The organism is Pseudomonas sp. LRP2-20, from assembly GCF_024349685.1.
In the GTDB taxonomy this organism is placed as follows: Bacteria; Pseudomonadota; Gammaproteobacteria; order Pseudomonadales; family Pseudomonadaceae; genus Aquipseudomonas.
Window position 1 is genome coordinate 3,393,254 of sequence record NZ_AP025944.1, and the last position, 17,761, is coordinate 3,411,014.

At 64.5% G+C, this 17,761-nt stretch carries 17 protein-coding genes; 8 read left to right on the forward strand and 9 right to left on the reverse strand.

Annotated elements, in window-relative coordinates; all coding sequences use genetic code 11:
- Window positions 1–21 precede the first annotated feature (21 nt).
- Window positions 22–309: a hypothetical protein gene (locus OCX61_RS15095; protein WP_261940223.1), complete on the forward strand. Its 288-nt coding sequence runs from the start codon at window positions 22–24 to the stop codon at window positions 307–309.
- An 85-nt stretch (window positions 310–394) separates the two neighbouring features.
- Window positions 395–1,009, forward strand: coding sequence for a Yip1 family protein (locus tag OCX61_RS15100; RefSeq protein WP_261940224.1), 615 nt, complete (start codon window positions 395–397; stop codon window positions 1,007–1,009).
- Window positions 1,010–1,026: 17 nt separating this feature from the next.
- Here OCX61_RS15100 and OCX61_RS15105 read toward each other — a convergent pair whose 3' ends face one another.
- The 5 genes from OCX61_RS15105 to OCX61_RS15125 all read right to left on the reverse strand — a co-directional run bounded on the left by OCX61_RS15105 (window position 1,027) and on the right by OCX61_RS15125 (window position 5,056).
- Window positions 1,027–1,287, reverse strand: coding sequence for a DUF1652 domain-containing protein (locus tag OCX61_RS15105; protein WP_054885291.1), 261 nt, complete (start codon window positions 1,285–1,287; stop codon window positions 1,027–1,029).
- Between the two features lie 217 nt (window positions 1,288–1,504).
- Window positions 1,505–2,413: a DNA-3-methyladenine glycosylase family protein gene (locus OCX61_RS15110; RefSeq protein ID WP_261940225.1), complete on the reverse strand. Its 909-nt coding sequence runs from the start codon at window positions 2,411–2,413 to the stop codon at window positions 1,505–1,507.
- 140 nt (window positions 2,414–2,553) lie between these two features.
- Window positions 2,554–3,441 carry a pirin family protein gene (locus OCX61_RS15115; protein WP_261940226.1) on the reverse strand — a complete coding sequence of 296 codons (888 nt, stop codon included), beginning with the start codon at window positions 3,439–3,441 and terminating at the stop codon, window positions 2,554–2,556.
- A gap of 100 nt (window positions 3,442–3,541) precedes the next feature.
- The gene (locus OCX61_RS15120) at window positions 3,542–4,414 is read right to left on the reverse strand and encodes an alpha/beta fold hydrolase (protein WP_261940227.1); all 873 of its coding nucleotides are present in this window, start codon (window positions 4,412–4,414) and stop codon (window positions 3,542–3,544) included.
- Window positions 4,415–4,435: 21 nt separating this feature from the next.
- A complete protein-coding gene (locus tag OCX61_RS15125) occupies window positions 4,436–5,056 on the reverse strand; it encodes a LysE family translocator (protein WP_261940228.1) in 621 nt (206 codons plus the stop codon).
- Between the two features lie 147 nt (window positions 5,057–5,203).
- On the opposite strand from OCX61_RS15125, the gene OCX61_RS15130 reads away from it, so the two are divergent.
- On the forward strand, window positions 5,204–5,683 hold the full coding sequence (locus OCX61_RS15130; protein ID WP_261940229.1) for a GNAT family N-acetyltransferase: 480 nt from the start codon (window positions 5,204–5,206) through the stop codon (window positions 5,681–5,683).
- A gap of 60 nt (window positions 5,684–5,743) precedes the next feature.
- Here OCX61_RS15130 and OCX61_RS15135 read toward each other — a convergent pair whose 3' ends face one another.
- From OCX61_RS15135 to OCX61_RS15150, 4 genes are read right to left on the reverse strand one after another with little or no spacing between them, the layout of a single operon-like run.
- Window positions 5,744–6,673, reverse strand: coding sequence for an aliphatic sulfonate ABC transporter substrate-binding protein (locus tag OCX61_RS15135; protein ID WP_261940230.1), 930 nt, complete (start codon window positions 6,671–6,673; stop codon window positions 5,744–5,746).
- A 3-nt stretch (window positions 6,674–6,676) separates the two neighbouring features.
- Complete coding sequence (gene mgrA, locus OCX61_RS15140; protein ID WP_261940231.1) at window positions 6,677–7,720, reverse strand: L-glyceraldehyde 3-phosphate reductase; 1,044 nt, start codon at window positions 7,718–7,720, stop codon at window positions 6,677–6,679.
- Between the two features lie 8 nt (window positions 7,721–7,728).
- Entirely contained in the window at window positions 7,729–9,051 is a 1,323-nt protein-coding gene (locus OCX61_RS15145) for an LLM class flavin-dependent oxidoreductase (protein ID WP_261940232.1), read from the reverse strand.
- 28 nt (window positions 9,052–9,079) lie between these two features.
- Complete coding sequence (locus OCX61_RS15150; RefSeq protein WP_261940233.1) at window positions 9,080–11,284, reverse strand: TonB-dependent receptor; 2,205 nt, start codon at window positions 11,282–11,284, stop codon at window positions 9,080–9,082.
- A gap of 258 nt (window positions 11,285–11,542) precedes the next feature.
- Here OCX61_RS15150 and OCX61_RS15155 point away from each other — a divergent pair, with 258 nt between their 5' ends.
- The 5 genes from OCX61_RS15155 to OCX61_RS15175 all read left to right on the forward strand — a co-directional run bounded on the left by OCX61_RS15155 (window position 11,543) and on the right by OCX61_RS15175 (window position 17,677).
- Window positions 11,543–12,589 (forward strand): LacI family DNA-binding transcriptional regulator, encoded by a 1,047-nt coding sequence (locus tag OCX61_RS15155; protein ID WP_261940234.1) that lies wholly within the window; start codon window positions 11,543–11,545, stop codon window positions 12,587–12,589.
- Window positions 12,590–12,694: 105 nt separating this feature from the next.
- Window positions 12,695–13,630 carry a LysR family transcriptional regulator gene (locus tag OCX61_RS15160; protein WP_261940235.1) on the forward strand — a complete coding sequence of 312 codons (936 nt, stop codon included), beginning with the start codon at window positions 12,695–12,697 and terminating at the stop codon, window positions 13,628–13,630.
- 115 nt (window positions 13,631–13,745) lie between these two features.
- Entirely contained in the window at window positions 13,746–15,191 is a 1,446-nt protein-coding gene (tcuA, locus tag OCX61_RS15165) for an FAD-dependent tricarballylate dehydrogenase TcuA (protein WP_261940236.1), read from the forward strand.
- Window positions 15,178–16,335, forward strand: coding sequence for a tricarballylate utilization 4Fe-4S protein TcuB (gene tcuB, locus OCX61_RS15170; RefSeq protein WP_261940237.1), 1,158 nt, complete (start codon window positions 15,178–15,180; stop codon window positions 16,333–16,335). Before tcuA ends, tcuB begins: the two co-directional genes overlap by 14 nt.
- A gap of 49 nt (window positions 16,336–16,384) precedes the next feature.
- Window positions 16,385–17,677, forward strand: a complete 1,293-nt coding sequence (locus OCX61_RS15175) for an MFS transporter (RefSeq protein WP_409261615.1) — start codon at window positions 16,385–16,387, stop codon at window positions 17,675–17,677.
- The last annotated feature ends 84 nt before the right edge of the window (window positions 17,678–17,761 follow it).

A 17,761-nucleotide genomic window follows, 5' to 3' on the forward strand; every position in this document is an offset into this window, starting at 1 on the left:
ACGCCCAGGAGCCCAGTTGCCATGAAACTGCCAGGCCGTGCGCCCAACTCCAGCCTGCAGCTCGACTACGTCCGCGACACCCTGTTCGGCCCGGTAGCCTTGAGCGTGGAATGCCAATGCCAGATGGCGGCCCTTACGCTGCAAGGCCGCCCTGCCCTGCGCCTGCACATCTGCCCACCACTGCCGGACAAGGTCGAACGCGCCCACAGCGTGGCATTCGTGTGGGACGGGCGTAGCTATCACGGGGTGGTCCGTGACCACGGCAAATGCGGCGATGGCGGGCTGAACCTGCTATTGGAGCTGCAATAAGCCGATCAACGGCGGCGCACTGGGCTGAACCTGCTGCAAACGGCAGATCTCCATAACTACAAGGCCCTGCCTTCTGGAGAACGCCATGAACAGCCCGTTGCTCAAGCTCTTCACCCACCCCGCCGACGCTTGGATCGACATCCGCCGCGCCGAGGAAGACCACCCGCAACAATACCTGCCGCGCCTGTTGGCGCTGGCCCTGATCCCGGCCTTGTGCCTGTTCGTCGGCACCACCACCTTCGGCTGGAGCCTGGCCGCGCAGGAGCGGGTGCAACTGAGCATGGCCAGCGCCGCGCAACTGGCCGGGCTGCTGTATGCCACCACCGTGGTCGGGGTGATGCTGATGGGGGTGATGATTCGCTGGATGTCGCGCGGCTTCGATGTGCAACCGACGCTCACCCAATGCATCGGTTTCGCCGCCTATTGCGCCACGCCCTGGTTCTTTGCCGGGGTGGTCGGCTTGCTGCCGATTCGCTGGTTGGCACTGCTGGCTCTGCTCGCCGCTTCAGCCTACGCCACGGTATTGCTGTATGGCGGCCTGCAGACCTTCCTGCGCCTGCGCAAGGAGCAGGCCATGCTGTTTGCCAGCTGCGTCTGGGGCGTGGGCCTGCTGTTGCTGGTGACCATCCTGGTGTCGATGATCCTGTTCTGGAGCAATGCACTGATGCCCGAATACGTGCGCCCGGCCAGCCTTGGCTGACCGGTGCACATCGGTGCTCAGGCGATGGCCCTGAGTGCTGCCGGGTGGCTATCTCGCAGGGTGTGCAGCTGGCCGACCAGGTTCACCAGGTCGCGACAACTGTTCAAGCTCTGCAGCGAAACCCCGGAGAGGGTGACGCCCTCCTCCAGGCTTTGTCCCTGACCCAGGCGGATGGTCAAGGTGGTGCCGTCCGGGCAGCTGACTTCGCAGCGGTCGGGCAGGCATGCCTGCTCGATAATCTGCCGCATTTCCAGCATCGAAACTCCTATCAACGACATGGTACGACCCTCTCTGTACTGGATGGCCTGTTGTGTGTGAGTACGCCTTTGGCAGGCAGGGTGCCAATTGATATTGCGCATGCCCAAGCGGCCGTCCATGCGCCGGGGCAATGATCGTGCGGAGAATCCTTTAGCACCTTAGTGGAAGAACGATGTTTGGCCCCGCCCGTTCGATCGAATGCTGGCACTTCGCGACAAGCGGTCGCGCAATGCGCTGTCAGCCGGCCAGTGATGCCCACAGATGCTGCGCGGCATAAGCGCGCCAGGGTCGCCAGGCCAGAGCGCGTTCGGCCAATTGCGCGTCAGGCCCTTCCAGCAGGCGCAAGGCCTTGACCAATGCCACATCCCCCAATGGCAACGCATCGCCGGCGCCCGCCTGGCGCAGCGCCAGGTAGTGGGCACTCCAGAGGCCGATCCCTTTCAAGCGGCAAAGGCTGGCCAAAAGCGGCTCCAGCGCCTGCCCCTGGCGCAGCAGTGTCGGCTGCGCCAGTAGCGCTCGCGCCAGAGTACCCAGGGTGGCTGCGCGTGCGCGGGGCATGCCCAGGTTTTCCAAGTCGGCATTGGCGAGCACACGCGCCGTCGGGAACACATGTGTCACACCAGCGGCCGGCAGCCGCAGCGGCTGGCCATGGCGCGCCACCAGGCGCCCGGCCAGGGTCATGGCACCTGCCACGCTGATCTGCTGCCCCAGCACCGTGCGCATGGCCTGCTCGCAGGCGTCCCAGCCTTGCGGGACGCGCAGGCCCGGGCGGGCGGCAAGCAGCCTGGCCATCAACGGGTCGCGGGACAGCGCTGCGGCGATGCGCGTGGGGTCGGCGTCGAGGTCGAAGAAACGGCGGATGCGGGCGATCAGGCCGGGGACGGACCGGGCAGGTACAGCGCTGAAGCGGATGCACAGGCGATTGCCGCTGGCCGGCCTGGCTTCGAGCACCGCCTGTTTGCCAGCCACGGTGAAACTGCGGCGATAGGTGTTATCGCAGAAGGTTTCGATGCCTGGGATACAGCGGGCAGCCAGGAAGGCCAGGGTGGAGGGCCAGTGGTAAGGCGTGGGGTAGCGCAGCCACAAGATGTGCTGGCCAGAAGCGCTTAGTGAACGGTGCACGGCGTGCAGGTGGGACAGAGGCATCGTTGCATGATGCCAAGATTTGTGTGGTTTGTACTGGCCTCTTCGCGGGCAAGCCCGCTCCCACAGGATCGTCACTACCTGAGGGGCAGTCATGATCCCGTGGGAGCGGGCTTGCCCCGCGAATGGGCCAATACAGGCTGTCAGTGATTCAGGCCAGCCCCCTCGCCCGCCATCTGCCCAAAGCGCCCGGCATGGAAGTCATCGAACGATTCGGCAATCTCCGCCTGGCTGTTCATCACGAAGGGGCCATAGCCAACGATCGGCTCATCGATCGGCTCGCCGCTGAGCAACAGCAGGCTGGCGCCTTCGAGCGCCTCGATGGCCACATCCTCGCCATCGCGCTCCAGCAGTACCAGGCTGGCCGGGCCCGCCTCCCGCTCGCCATTGACCCGCACGCTACCCCGCAGCACTACCAACGCGGCATTTCGACCTGCGGCAACCGGCAGTTGCAGGTTGGCACCCGCATTCAGGCGCATATCCCACACGTCCATCGCAGTGAAGGTCCGTGCCGGGCCCGAATGGCTCTGATAGGCACCGGCGATCACCCGCAGGCTACCGCTGTCACCTGCCAGTTGCAGCACGGGAATGTCTGCCGACAACAGCGTCTGGTAACCGGCAGCCGCGCGCTTGTCACGCGCTGGCAGGTTGACCCACAACTGCACCATTTCCAGCGTGCCACCGCTGCGGGCGAACGCCGGGGAGTGGAACTCTTCGTGGATGATGCCGTTGGCGGCGGTCATCCACTGCACGTCACCCGGGCCGATCAGGCCGCCGGCCCCGGTCGAGTCTCGGTGCTCCAGCTCACCCTGATAGACGATGGTCACGGTCTCGAACCCGCGGTGCGGGTGCTGGCCGACGCCGCGGCGGTCAGTTGTCGAGGTGAAGTCGTAGGGGCCGGCGTAGTCCAGCAACAGGAACGGGCTGATCTTGCTCGCCAGATTGTCGTAGGTGAACAGGCTGCGCACAGGGAAACCATCGCCTACCCAATGGGCGTGAGGGCTACGGTGGATACCCAGGATCTTTTTCATGAGAAGTCTCCTCTCTAAGCTGGGTTAACCTTACCAATGAGCCCAATCGGCCGGTAGTCAGCTGAAATGGCATTGATCGTTCCACCAATGGAACAAACACTCACGCTTGCAGGTATTCGAGCACCTTGTGCGCGGCCATCGCCGGGTCTTCCTGCATGAAACAGTGCCCGCCGGGGACCTGAAGGCCGCTCACCTCAGGGTTGAGGCTAGCCAAGCGCGCCACCGAGTGCGGCACGAAGGGATAGGTCTGCTCACCATAAAGCACCAGGGTTGGCACCTGAATGGAGGCCAACTGCGCCCACATGCGCGACGGGAACGAACTGAAGACCTCCACTTCACGGCTGGGCCGGCACTTGAGCACCACGCCTTCGCCGCAGTCACCGATCGCGTGCTCGACATACGCCTGCAAAGCAGCTTCGCTCCAGCCTTTGAAGATGCCACGCCCGTGCAGCGAGGCCCGCGCCGACTCACGGTCGGGCCAATGGCTGCGCCGGCTGGCGGCCTTGCGCGCCAGGGCATGCCGACGGTGCAAGCCGACCAGCGCAGCAGCGCCCATCACACCGATCATGCGCCGGCTGAACAGTACCGGGTCGAGCAATACGGCACGGGCAAACAAGCCCGGCTGGCTGGCCAGCATCAACCCGGTCAGCACGCCGCCAAAGCTATGCCCCACGGCGTAGCGGGCAACCTCGCCATATTCACCACGTCCGGCGTTGAAGGCTTGCACTGCCAGTGCAGCGCTGCGGTTCCAGCCGCGGAAATCACCACCATGATCGCTGTCACCATGGCCCTGGACATCGCTCAGCCATAAATCGAAATGTTCACTGAGGCGCATCAGCAGCGGCTGGTAAGCCAGGCAGCAAAAGCCGTTGCCGTGCAGAAAATGCAGCAGCGGCTTGCCACTGGCCGGCGAACGCCAGCCACGCAGGGTGAAACCTTCGGCGGCCTCAAATGACCAGGGGATCAATTGCATCGGCTTACTGTACTCGGCGGTTCATGAAAACGCCGATTCTACAAACAGCAGCGGGTAAAGTGAAATCACCAGCAGCAAGGCCATCAGGACATTGAACAGCATCAGCCAGCGCGGGTTCTGCAGCAGGTTGCGCAGGGCGCTGCCGAACATCACCCATACGCCGACGCTGGGCAGGTTGACCAGGGCGAACAGTGCGGCAATCACCACCACATTGGCCACATAGCCCTGGGCCGGCGTGTAGGTCGTGATCGCCCCCACTGCCATCACCCAGGCCTTGGGGTTGACCCACTGGAATGCCGCAGCGCCCCAGAAACCCAGCGGCTTGCGCGCGCCGGGCGCATCAGCGCCGAGCGGCCCGGAGGTGGCGATCTTCCAGGCCAGGTACAACAGGTAGGCCGCACCGGTATAGCGCAACACGCTGTACAGCACCGGCCAGGCCTTGAACACCTCGCCCAGGCCCAGCCCCACCGCCAGCACCATGACCATGAACCCCACGCTGATACCCATGGCATGCGGAATCGAACGGCGCACACCAAAGTTCACGCCCGAGGCCAGCAGCATGGTGTTGTTAGGCCCGGGCGTGATCGAGGAAACGAAAGCAAACAGCACGAAGGCGGTCAGCAGGTCGGCAGAGGCAAGCATTGGCAGGCATTCCAGAATTGTTGCAGGTGCTGTCACACTAACGGAGTCGCCCTGCCCTGCGACCGGTACAGTTAGATTATATTATGCAGATACACATTACTGTACCGCCATCCAGCGCCACACACTCAAGCACAAGGAAGCCCCTGCATGAGCCTGACCATCCGCCCTGCCGTTCGCACCGATGCCGCCCAGATTCTCGCCTACATCACCGAACTGGCCGAGTTCGAGCGTGCCCGTGACCAAGTGATCGCCACCCTCGCCGATATCGAACACAGCCTGTTCGGTGAAGGCAGCACCGTGCACAGCCTGATCTGCGAGCGTGACGGCAAGGCCATCGGCTTTGCCGTGTACTTCTACAGCTATTCGACCTGGCAGGGCCGCAACGGCATCTATCTGGAAGACCTGTACATCACCCCCGAACAGCGCGGCGGCGGCGCAGGTCGGGATGTGCTGCGGCACATTGCGCGCGAAGCAGTGGCCAAAGGTTGCGGGCGGTTCGAGTGGAGCGTACTGGACTGGAACGAACCCGCGATCGGTTTTTACCAGTCACTGGGGGCCGAGCCACAGGCTGAGTGGGTGCGCTACCGGCTGGATGGCGACAAGCTGTTGCAGTTTGCCAAAGGCTGACCTGGGCCTTGCGGCCCTGTCACCGGCAAGCCAATTTGCCGGCGACAGGGCCGCAAGGCATCAATCATGACGCCACACCGCACCCGCAATATCCACCCGCTTGGGCAACACGCGGTTCTCGAAGAACAGCTCTGCCGTGTGCTGTTGCGCTGCGACGATCTCTTCACTCACCGGTATCAGCGGCGATGCCGGCCGATGACTGAAACTGCGCCGCACCACTTCTTCCGACAGCCCCATGAACTGCGCCAGCACACGGACACTGCCGGCCTCGTCAGAGCGCGTCAGCGCCTCGGCCTTGGTGATCTGCGCCAACAAGTGCTTGATGAAATCGCCATTGGCCTCGACATAGCCACGCGCCCCCAGCATGAACGGCCCGATCAGCCCCAGCCCCTCGCCGTCCGCCAGCAGCCGCGCCTTGCCTTCCAGGTCGATGGCCGAATAGAACGGATCCCAGATCGCCCACGCGTCGACGCTGCCACGTTCGAAGGCCGCCCGGGCATCAGCGGGCGCCAGGTACACCGGCTGCACGTCGCGCATGCTCAAGCCCACGCTGGCCAGGCTGCGCAGCAGCAGATTGTGGGCACTGGAGCCCTTCTGCAAAGCCACACGCCTGCCTTTGAGCTGAGCCACCGAGGTGATCGGGCTGCCCTTGGGCACCAGAATGACTTCGGCCTTCGGCTTTGCCGGTTCGGCGGCGATGTACAGCAGGTCTGCGCCCGCTGCCTGTGCGAATATCGGCGGTATGTCCCCGGTGGAACCGATATCGAGGCTGCCAATGTTCAGCGCTTCGAGCATCTGCGGCCCTGCCGGAAATTCGATCCACTCGACCCGTGTATTGGCGAAGCGCTGTTCCAGCAGCCGGTGCTGCTTGGCCAGCACCAGGCTGACCGAGCCTTTCTGATAGCCGATACGCAGCGTGGCAGGGTCCGCCGCATGAACGGCCCCCGCCAGCGCCAGCAGTAAAAGCGCGGCAAAGCGTAAGACGCGCATGGCTCATTCCTTCCAGTCGGTCGAGGGTTTTTCCCAGAGATTGATCCCACCTTCAACGGCATGGCGGTCGATTTCGGCAAGTTCTTCAGGGCTGAATGCCAGGTTGTCGAGTGCCGCGACATTCTCGCTGATCTGCTCCGGCCGGCTGGCGCCGATCAGGGCCGAGCTCACCCTTGGATCGCGCAGGGTCCAGGCCAGGGCGAGTTGCGCCAGGCTCTGGCCGCGGCGGCGGGCAATTTCTTTGAGCGCACGGGCGCGGGCCAGGTTGGCCTCGGACAGGTGTTGCGGCTGCAGCGAGCCACCACCGGGGCGGTTGACCCGTGCATCGGCCGGAATACCGTTCAGGTACTTGTCGCTGAGCAACCCCTGGGCCAGTGCCGTGAACACGATGACCCCGGCCCCCAACGCGTCGGTGGTGTCCAGCAGGTCCTGCTCGATCCAGCGGTTGAACAGGTTGTACGAGGGCTGGTGAATCAGCAGCGGCACCTTCAACTCGGCCAGCAACGCGGCGATCTCGCGGGTCTTGCCAGCGGAATAGGAAGAAATCCCGATGTACAGCGCCTTGCCCTGGCGCACGATATCGGCCAGGGCGATCGCGGTCTCTTCCAGCGGCGTGTCGGCATCGAAGCGGTGCGAGTAGAAGATGTCCACGTAGTCCAGCCCCAGGCGCTTGAGGCTCTGGTCAAGGCTGGCATGCAGATACTTGCGCGAACTGCCACCCTGGCCGTACGGCCCCGGCCACATGTCCCAGCCGGCTTTGCTGGAGATGACCAGCTCGTCCCGATAACTGCGCAGGTCTTCACGCAACAGGCGGCCGAAATTGCGCTCGGCGCTGCCATAGGGCGGGCCGTAATTGTTGGCGAGGTCGAAATGGGTGATGCCGGCATCGAAGGCCGTGCGCAGCAAGGCGCGCTGGGTGTCGATCGGCGTCGCATCGCCGAAGTTGTGCCACAGGCCCAGGGACAGGGCTGGCAACACCAGGCCGCTGCGGCCGACGCGGCGGTACGGAATGCGCGCGTAGCGCTCGGGGTTGGCAATGTAGCTCATGGTTGACCTCACTCGGCAAAATAGGGGTTGGCAGGCCGTTGCAGGCCCAGGTGCTCGCGCAGGGTGTGGCCCTGATACTGGCGGCGGAACAGACCTCGACGCTGCAACTCGGGAACCACCAGCTCGGCGAAGTCTTCGAGCCCCTGTGGCAGATGCGGCACCAGCACATTGAAGCCGTCGGCCGCACGGCCTTCGAACCAGGCCTGCAGCGCATCGGCAATCTGCGTCGGCGTGCCGATCAGGCTGTAGTGCCCTCGCCCGCCAGCGATGCGACGGCCCAGTTCGGCGAGGGTCAACTGCTCCTGCCCCGCCAGCTCGGTCAGCAATTGCTGGCGGCTGCGCTGACCATCTTCGGTCAGCGGCAGCTCCGGCAGCGGGCCGTCCAGCGGGTAGCCGGACAGGTCGAAGTTACCGAGCATGCGGCCGAGCAAGGCAACCCCCACACGGGGGTCGAGCAAACCCTGAAACTGCTGGTACTTCGCCTGGGCCTCAGCGGCACTGCGGCCGACCACGACAAACACGCCAGGCATGATCTTCAGCGAGTCTTCGCTACGCCCATGGCGGCCCAGGCGCCCCTTGAGGTCGGCGTAAAACGCTTGGGCGCGCGCCAGGCTGGGCTGCGCGGTAAACACCACCTCGGCACTTTCGGCCGCCAGTTCGCGGCCGGCTTCGGACGATCCGGCCTGGACCAGCACGGGCCGGCCCTGGGGCGAACGGGCCACGTTCAAGGGACCGCGAACACGGAAATGCGCACCGGCATGGTCGAGGCTGCGCACGGCCTGCGGCCGATGAAACTGGCCGCTGGCCTTGTCACGGACGAAGGCGTCATCGGCCCAGCTGTCCCACAGGCCCTGCACCACCTGCTGGAACTCGCGAGCCCGCGCGTAACGCTCGGCATGGGGGATATGTGCATCGCGGCCAAAGTTGCCGGCCTCGGCTGCGGCGTCGGAAGTCACCAGGTTCCAGCCGGCTCGGCCGCCCGAGAGGTGATCGAGCGAGGCGTACTTGCGTGCCACATGGTATGGCTCGTTGTAACTGGTGGTGGCAGTGGCGATCAGGCCAATGCGCTCGGTGACCACGCTCAGCGCCGAAAGCAGGGTCAGGGGTTCGAAATGCACCGAGCGGGCGCTGCGACTGGCCAGCGCATCGCTGGGGGCGGCGACGCTGTCAGCCACGAACAGTGCATCGAAGCAGGCGGCTTCGGCGATTTGCGCAGTGCGCCGGTAGCTGGCGAAGTCCAGCGGGTCGGCAGGCACGTCCGGGTGACGCCAGGCGGCGACATGGTGCCCGGTGGCCATGAGGAAGGCACCCAGGCTCATTTGACGACTCATGTTCTGTCTCCTTGCAGTGCGCCCACAGTCAGAAGTCCTTGCGCAGTTGAATGCCGAAATAGCGCCCGTCATCACGCGGCACGGACCGATAGATGTAGTCACCGCCACTGGCCAGCATCTGCGCGTAGGACTTGTCGCCCAGGTTCTTGCCCAGCAACGCCACGCGCCAGCCGTCGTTGTAATCGGCCAGGGCGATACTGGCGTTCCAGATGCCATACGCGCCCTGCACCGTGTCGGGGTTCTGGTCGAGGCTGAACTGCACCGCGTCCTGCCAGCTGTAGTCGCTGGCCAGTTCCACATCCAGGCCGTTATCCAGGGGGATCACGTAATCGGCGCGCACGTAGGTCTTCCAGTCTGGCGTGAACGGCAAGTGGCCACCGTCGATGTTGCAATTGGCCGCCGCCCCGACCGGGCAGTTGAAATGGTCGACCCGCGCCTTGGTATAGGCCGCAGCGGCCGTGAACTTGAGCTGGCGGGTAGCCTGGAAACTGGCATCGAGTTCGACGCCTTGGGTCTTGACCTTGCCCGCGTTGACCAGGCGGGTCACCACCTGGTTGGCCACGGTGTCGAAGAAGTTGGCCTGGTAGTTGTCGTAATCGGTGTGGAACACCGCCAGGTTGGCCATCAGGCGGTTATCCAGTGCGGTGCCTTTGAGCCCCACCTCGTAGGCGTCGGATGTTTCCGGCTTGAGGGCCTCGGTATCACGCGGCTGCATGTTGAAGAACACGTTGTAAGCCGGGCCCTTGTAGCCGCGCGAATAGGTTACGTAGCCGGTGAGGTTGTCGTTGAAGTCGTACTGCAGGCCGGTACGGCCACTCCAGCCGTCCTCGTCCACCGAGCCGGAACTGGCGGTCGAGGGCTGGATGCCGGTAACGGCCGTCGGCGAAGTCGACACGCGACGGTGGTCGTACTCAAGGTCGTCGTGGGTCCAGCGCAAGCCGAAGATCGCGCGGAAATCTTCGGTGAAGTTGAAGGTGTTTTCACCAAACAGCGCGACGCTGTCGTTGGTGGTCGAGTAGTCCGCCCTGCCCGTGTTCGCCACCCCGCTGTTGACCGAGAGCCGCTGATAGGTTTCGTCGGAGGTGCCGTGCATGTAGAAGGCGCCCAGCACGTATTCATTGAACTGGCCCTTGGGCGACGTCAGGCGAAACTCCTGGCTGTACTGGTCATAGTCCACGGTGCCCTTGTCATGGGAGGCGGTAACCGGCAGCAAGGCGCGGCGGTCGCCATCCTGGTACTGGGTGTTGTCCCAGCCACGCCAGGCGCTGATGGACGTCAGCGTGTAGTCACCCAGCTGCCAGTCGAGCTGTGCCGACAGGCCCTGGTTCTGGTCTTCGACGTGGGTCTTGAAATCACTGTTGATGTCGCGGTTGTGAGCACTGGGCACAACCGGGCGCAGCTGGTTGGCGATGGCCGTGCTGGCACTGGTCACCACACCGCTGGGCAGGGTGTCTTCGCCTTTCATGTAGTCGGCGATCAGCGTAAGGCGCAGCTCGTCACTGGGCTCGAACTCCAGCTTGCCGCGGGCGCCCTTGCGTTGGTAGCCGTTGACGTCGTGGCCATTGGCGACGTTTTCGACGTTGCCGTCGTAGTCGCCCCACAAGGTACTCAACGAGCCTTTGACCTGCTCGTTGAGGCGGCCACCGATGCCAAAGCGCAGGCGGTTTTCGTCGCCACCGCCGAAGTGCGAATAGTCCACGTAGCCTTGGGTCTGCTCGGGGATCGCCTTGCTGACCACGTTCAGCACGCCAGCGGAAGCATTCTTGCCGAACAGCGTGCCCTGCGGGCCGCGCAGCACTTCGATACGCTCCAGGTCGAGCAGGTCGAGGGTGGACTGCCCGGGGCGGCCGAACACGACGCCATCGACCACGGTAGCCACGGTCGGCTCGACACCGGGCGAGGTGGAAATGGTGCCCACGCCGCGGATGAACAGCGAGGTGTCCTTGTTCGAGGCGCCAGCGCGGTAATTGAGGGTCGGTACCTGCTGGACGATGCTGGCGACATTGTTGCGATTGTCACGTTCGAGTTGTTCGCCATCGATCACCGAAACGGCCACCGGCACCTCCTGCAAGGTCGACTCGCGGCGGGTGGCGGTCACGGTCACCGCGTCCAGCGAGGTGGCCTGCGGCGTTTGTTCGGCCGCTTGCGTGGGTTGGCCAATGGCGGCCAGCAATACAGCGGCAGCCAGCGGTTGGCGTTGCTTGAACGGAAATGCCTTGCGGTGTTTGTGCATGATGCGACTGCCTTCAAAGACCAGACCATGGCCCGCACGGGGGCCGACACGGGTGATGCTGTGGTTGTCTGGTCTCGCTCGTGCGAGTGGCAGGCGCTTGCCAACAGCAGCGCTTGTTAGCGCTAACATCAACAAGTATCAGAGCCGCTGGCTTAGCAGGTCAAATACTTAAAAATACGATTAATATTCCATTAAGCTATTTGCCACGACGGCACTCGTTAGCGCTAACATCGCCTTATCTGTCAATGAGGCCAGCCTGTGAGCCAAACCAAGGAACCCACCCGCAAGCGCCGTGGCGCGGGGCGTGTCACGCTCGCCGAGGTAGCGCGGGCAGCCGACGTTTCGGCCATCAGCGTGTCGCGCTACTTCAACCAGCCCGAGCAGGTTTCCCCACCTCTGCGCGAACGCATCGAAGCGGCGGTACAGGCGCTGGGTTATGTACCGAACCTGGTGGCCGGAGGGCTGGCCTCTGCCCGTGGTCGTATTGTCGGCATGGTCATTCCGAACATCTCCGGGCCGATCTTCGCCCAGACCATCGAGGCCTTCAGCGACACCTTGAGCCGGCATGGCTACCAACTGTTGCTGGCTTCCAGTTATTTCAGCGAGGCCCAGGAAGAAAGCGCCGTGCGGGCCTTTCTTGGCTGGTCGCCGGCAGCGTTGGTGGTGACCAGCCACTTCCACAGCCCGGCCACCGAGAAGATGCTCGCCGAGGCCGATGTACCGGTAGTGGAAATCTGGGACTACCGCCCGGAACGAGCGCCTCTGCAGGTTGGCTTCCTCCATCACCAGGTGGGTGTGCAGGCGTGCCGCTATCTGCTGGGCAAGGGCCATCGGCGCATAGCCTTTGTGCAGAACAGCGCGGCGGGTGACCTGAGCGCGCTGGAGCGGCGGGACGGCTACATCGAAGCACTGCGTGACGCCGGGCTTGAGCCCTGGGTGTTCGTGCCCTCGGCTGAATGCACGCCGTTCGAGGCCGGCAAACAGGCCATGCAAGCGCTGGTCCGCCGCGCCCCACGTCCGGAGGCGATCATCTTCGCCAACGACAACCTGGCCGCCGGCGCCCTCCTTGCCGGCCAGCGTGCCGGGCTGCGGTTGCCCGAAGACATGGCAATAGTAGGTTTTGGCGACTACCCCTTCGCCGAGATGCTGTTGCCCAGCCTGACCACGTTGCGGCCACCGTCGCGGCAAATTGGCGAACTGGCAGCGATGCGGGTACTGCAGCATCTGGGATGCGTGGCACATGAGGGCGAAGTCGAACGCTTGAACTTGCTGCACTGCGAGTTGATTACCCGGGAAAGTGCATGACCCGGCAACGCGTAACTGGAGAACACCAGGCGCAGGTCAGGCGCAGAAGGCACGTTACACTGCCCGACCAGCCATCCCCTCCTCTGCCTTCGTCAGGAGCCCCCCTTGGAACTCAGGCAACTGCGCTATTTCGTGAAGATCATCGAACACGGCAGCCTTGGCCGCGCCGCGCTCGAACTGGAGGTCGGCGTCTCCGCCCTCAGCCAGCAGATCGCCAAGCTGGAGAGCGAGCTGTGCACCCGCCTGCTCAACCGCAGCAGCACAGGTGTCACGCCAACCAGCGCCGGCATGGCCTTCCTGCACCATGCCCAGCTCAGCCTGCGCCAGGCCGAGAACGCCATCCTGGCTGCCCACCGGGGACGCATGAGCGGTTACGTCACCGTCGGCCTGCCGCCCACCACCGCCACCGTGCTCGCGCTGCCGCTGATCAACGCCATGCGCGAGCGTTACCCCGATATCCAGCTGCACCTGGTGGAGATGCTTTCAGGGCACCTCGCCGCGCAGCTCAATGCCCGGCAGATCGACCTCGCCATCCTGTTCCAGCTTGAGGGGGGTAAACGCTGGAGCGTGACGCCGCTGCTCGACGAAAAGCTGTTCGTCATCAGCCCTCCACAGCTCCCCCAGGCCCCCTCGTGCAGCAGTGTGCAGCTGGCCGATCTGGGCCAGCTGCCGCTGGTCATGCCCAGCGCCCAGCATGGCCTGCGTTCGACGTTGATGGCCGCTTTCGAACGCTTCGGCCTGGTGCCGAACATCATCATGGAAGTCGATGGCCTGGCGGTCCTGATGAACGCCGTGCGTGCCGGCCATGCCGCCACCATCCAGCCCGGCGCCGCAGCGGCGCTCAAGGGTGAAAACGGGCTGTGTGTCGCGCAGATCAGCGACGCCCACGTAGGCCGGCGCAACCTGCTGGCAACCTTGGCGGACGATGAACTGTCACCTGCCGCGCTGGCCACCCGACGGGTGATCATCGACGTCGCGCGCCACCTCGTCAGCCAGCGGCAATGGCCAGGCGCAACCTGGATCGAAGACGCCAGCCTTTAGCAAAACTGAACACCCCATGCCGTAGCCCGCCTTTCGGCGCATGGCCGGCTCCCCTACTTTCTCCTCACTCGCAAGGGGCTCTTCGTTCACGCCTCCTTGCGAACGAGGAGCGAAAATGATCGATGTTCTTGTAATCGGCGGTGGCAACGCCGCCCTCTGCGCCGCGCTGATGGCACGCGAGGCCGGTGCCAGCGTCATGCTGCTGGAAGCTGCGCCCAAGGTATGGCGCGGCGGTAACTCGCAGCACACCCGCAACTTGCGTTGCATGCACGACGCGCCCCAGGATGTGCTGGTCGATGCCTACCCCGAAGAGGAGTACTGGCAGGACCTGCTCAAGGTCACCGGCGGCCTGACCAACGAAAAGCTGGCACGCATTGCCATCCGCGCCTCCTCCAGCTGCCGCGACTGGATGCGCCGCCACGGCGTGCATTTCCAGCCGCCGCTGTCTGGCGCCCTGCATGTGGCGCGGACCAACGCGTTTTTCATGGGCGGCGGCAAGGCCCTGGTGAACGCCTACTTCCGCAGTGCCGAACGGCTTGGCGTGCAGGTGCGCTACAACGCCCCGGTCAGCGATATCGAACTGCAGGACGGCAAATTTGTCGCCGCCCACCTGGCCGCGCGTGAAGCAGAGGGTCGGCAGCTGCCTGCCGAACGTATCCAGGCCAGGGCCTGCGTGCTGGCGGCGGGCGGCTTCGAATCCAACCGGGAGTGGTTGCGTGAAGCCTGGGGCCAGAACGCCCGTGGCGAATGGCCGTCGGACAATTTCCTGATCCGCGGCACGCGCTTCAACACCGGCACCCTGCTCAAGCGCATGGGCGAGCTCGGCGCCGACATCATTGGCGATCCGACCCAGGCGCACATGGTCGCCATCGACGCTCGCGCGCCGTTGTATGACGGCGGTATCTGCACCCGCATCGACTGCGTGTCGCTGGGCGTGGTAGTCAACCGCGACGGCGAGCGCTTCTACGACGAAGGCGAAGACTTCTGGCCCAAGCGTTATGCCATCTGGGGCCGCCTGGTAGCCGGCCAGCCGGGTCAGCAGGCCTATTCGATCATCGACCAGCAGGCCATCGGCCGCTTCATGCCACCGGTGTTCCCTGGCACCACGGCCAACTCCCTGGCTGAACTGGCGCGCAAGCTGGGCCTGCCAGAAGCGCAGTTTTGCCAGACCATCGAGGCCTTCAACAACGCCTGCCAGGTCGGCACCTTCGACCATACCGCGCTCGACGACTGCCACACCGCAGGCCTGGCCCCGGCCAAGACCCACTGGGCCCGCCCGCTGGTCAAGCCGCCGTTCTACGCCTACCCGCTCAAGCCAGGCGTCACCTTCACCTACCTGGGCCTGGCCACCGACGAAACGGCCGCCGTGCATTTCGCCGGCAAGCCCAGCCCCAACCTTTTCGTCGCAGGAGAAATGATGGCCGGTAACGTACTGGGCAAGGGCTACACCGCCGGCATCGGCATGGCCATCGGCACGGCATTCGGCCGTATCGCCGGCGTCCAGGCGGCCGCCAGCGCAGGCTTCGTCGATAACCGCGAGGTGCGCCATGCAGCTGTTTGAACCACAGGCACAAAGCGAACTGATCCCGGTGCTGAATGTGCACGAGGGCGAAGTGCAGCGGCAGATGAGCATTTGCAATGCCTGCCGCTACTGTGAAGGTTTCTGTGCGGTGTTTCCGGCGATGACCCGGCGCCTGGAGTTCGCCCAGGCCGACATCCACTACCTGGCCAACCTCTGCCACAACTGCGGCGCTTGCCTGCACGCCTGCCAGTACGCGGCGCCCCACGCCTTCGAGGTCAACGTGCCCAAGGCCATGGCCAAGGTACGCCTCGACACCTACGTCGAATACGCCTGGCCCCGTGCCCTGGGCCGCCTTTACCAGCGCAACGGCCTGACCCTGGCGCTGGCCAGCGGCTTCGGCCTGGTGCTGTTCCTGTGCCTGAGCCTGCTGGCCATGGGCAACCTGTTCACGCCCATGCCTGGGGGCAACTTCTATGGCATTTTTGCGCACAACACCCTGGCGCTGATGTTCGGCGCGGTGTTCGGCTTTGCGGTCATTGCCTTGAGCCTGGGAGTGCGGCGGTTCTGGCGCGACATCACGCCACCTGCGGCAGACGCCAGGCTGAAATCCGCCGCTGCGCTGGAAGCGACGGCCAGCGTGGCCAAGCTCAAGTACCTGGACGGTGGCCACGGCGAAGGCTGCAACAACGCCGATGACCGCTTCACCTTGTGGCGGCGCCGCTTCCACCACCTGACCTTCTACGGTTTCCTGCTGTGCCTGGCCGCCACCGGCAGCGCAACGCTCTACCACTACCTGCTGGGCCTGGCGGCGCCATACCCGGTGCTGAGCCTGCCGGTCATGCTCGGCATCGCCGGCGGCATCGGCCTGCTGGTAGGCCCTGCCGGGCTGCTGTACCTCAACCTGCAGCGCAACCCCGCCCACGGCGACAGCGAGCAGAAGCCCATGGACCGCGGTTTCATCGCCCTGCTGTTGCTGGTCAGCGCCAGCGGCCTGGCCCTGCTGGCGTTTCGTGAAACCAGCGCCCTTGGCTTGCTGCTGGCCCTGCACCTGGGGCTGGTCATGGCGTTCTTCCTGACCATGCCCTACGGCAAGTTCGCCCATGGCATCTTCCGCAGCGCCGCGCTGCTCAAGCACGCCATCGAGAAACGCCAGCCCAACCCAATCAATGCCGGCAGCGACTGAACATCGCGCCCCGCCTCAAAAAACAACAAAAGCGAGCAAAACGGTAGCCATGATGAAAACAACAACACAGACCAGGGGCGCCAAGCTGGGCGCCATCCTGCGGGTCACCAGCGGCAACTTCCTCGAGCAGTTCGATTTCTTTCTGTTCGGTTTCTATGCCACCTACATATCCCAGACGTTCTTCCCGGCCACCAGCGAGTTCGCCTCATTGATGATGACCTTCGCGGTGTTCGGCTCAGGCTTCCTGATGCGCCCGTTGGGGGCCATCGTGCTGGGCGCCTACATCGACAAGGTCGGCCGGCGCAAAGGGCTGATCGTGACACTGTCGATCATGGCCGCCGGCACTGTGCTGATCGCGCTGGTGCCGGGTTATGCCAGCATCGGCATCCTGGCCCCGCTGCTGGTGCTGCTGGGGCGGCTGTTGCAGGGCTTTTCCGCTGGCGCCGAGCTGGGTGGCGTTTCGGTCTACCTCTCGGAAATCGCCACGCCGGGGCGCACCGGCTTCTATACCAGCTGGCAATCGGCGAGCCAGCAAGTGGCGATCGTCGTGGCGGCAGCACTGGGCTACACCCTCAATGCCTGCATGCAGACCCATGAAGTGGCCAGTTGGGGCTGGCGTATTCCGTTTTTCATCGGCTGTGTGATCATTCCGTTCATCTTCATCATCCGCCGCTCGCTGCAAGAGACCGAAGCGTTCAAGGCGCGCGGGCATCACCCGGGCGCTGCCGAGGTGTTCCGCTCGATGTGCGACAACTGGCGCACGGTGCTGGCCGGCGGGTTGCTGGCAGCAATGACCACCACCACGTTCTACCTGATCACGGTCTACACCCCGACCTTCGGCAAGACCGTGCTGCAGCTGAGCACCACCGACAGCCTGGTGGTGACCTTGCTGGTCGGGGTCAGCAACTTCATCTGGCTGCCCATCGGCGGCGCCCTTTCCGACCGCATCGGCCGGCGCCCGCAGCTGTTGGCGATTTCGCTGCTGTGCGTGCTGACCGCCTACCCGGCCATGCACTGGTTGGCCGAGGCCGCCAGCTTCGAGCGCCTGCTGGCGGTACTGCTGTACTTCTCGTTCTTCTTCGGCATGTACAACGGTGCGATGGTCGCGGCGTTGACCGAGGTGATGCCGGCGAACGTGCGTGTGGTCGGGTTCTCGCTGGCCTTCAGCCTGGCCACTGCGCTGTTTGGCGGCTTCACGCCGGCGATCTCGACACTGCTGGTGCAAGCCACCGGTGACAAGGCCTCGCCTGCCTACTGGCTGATGTTCGCAGCGGTATGCGGATTCACCGCAACGACCGTGCTGTACCGCCGACAAAGACCTCGGGCTGTCAGCGCATCCTGACCCAGACGGCCAAATGGCAACTGTCATTTTTATCAGGTTACGCACTGACGAATTTGCCGGAAGCTTACCTCCCAAGGACTCACG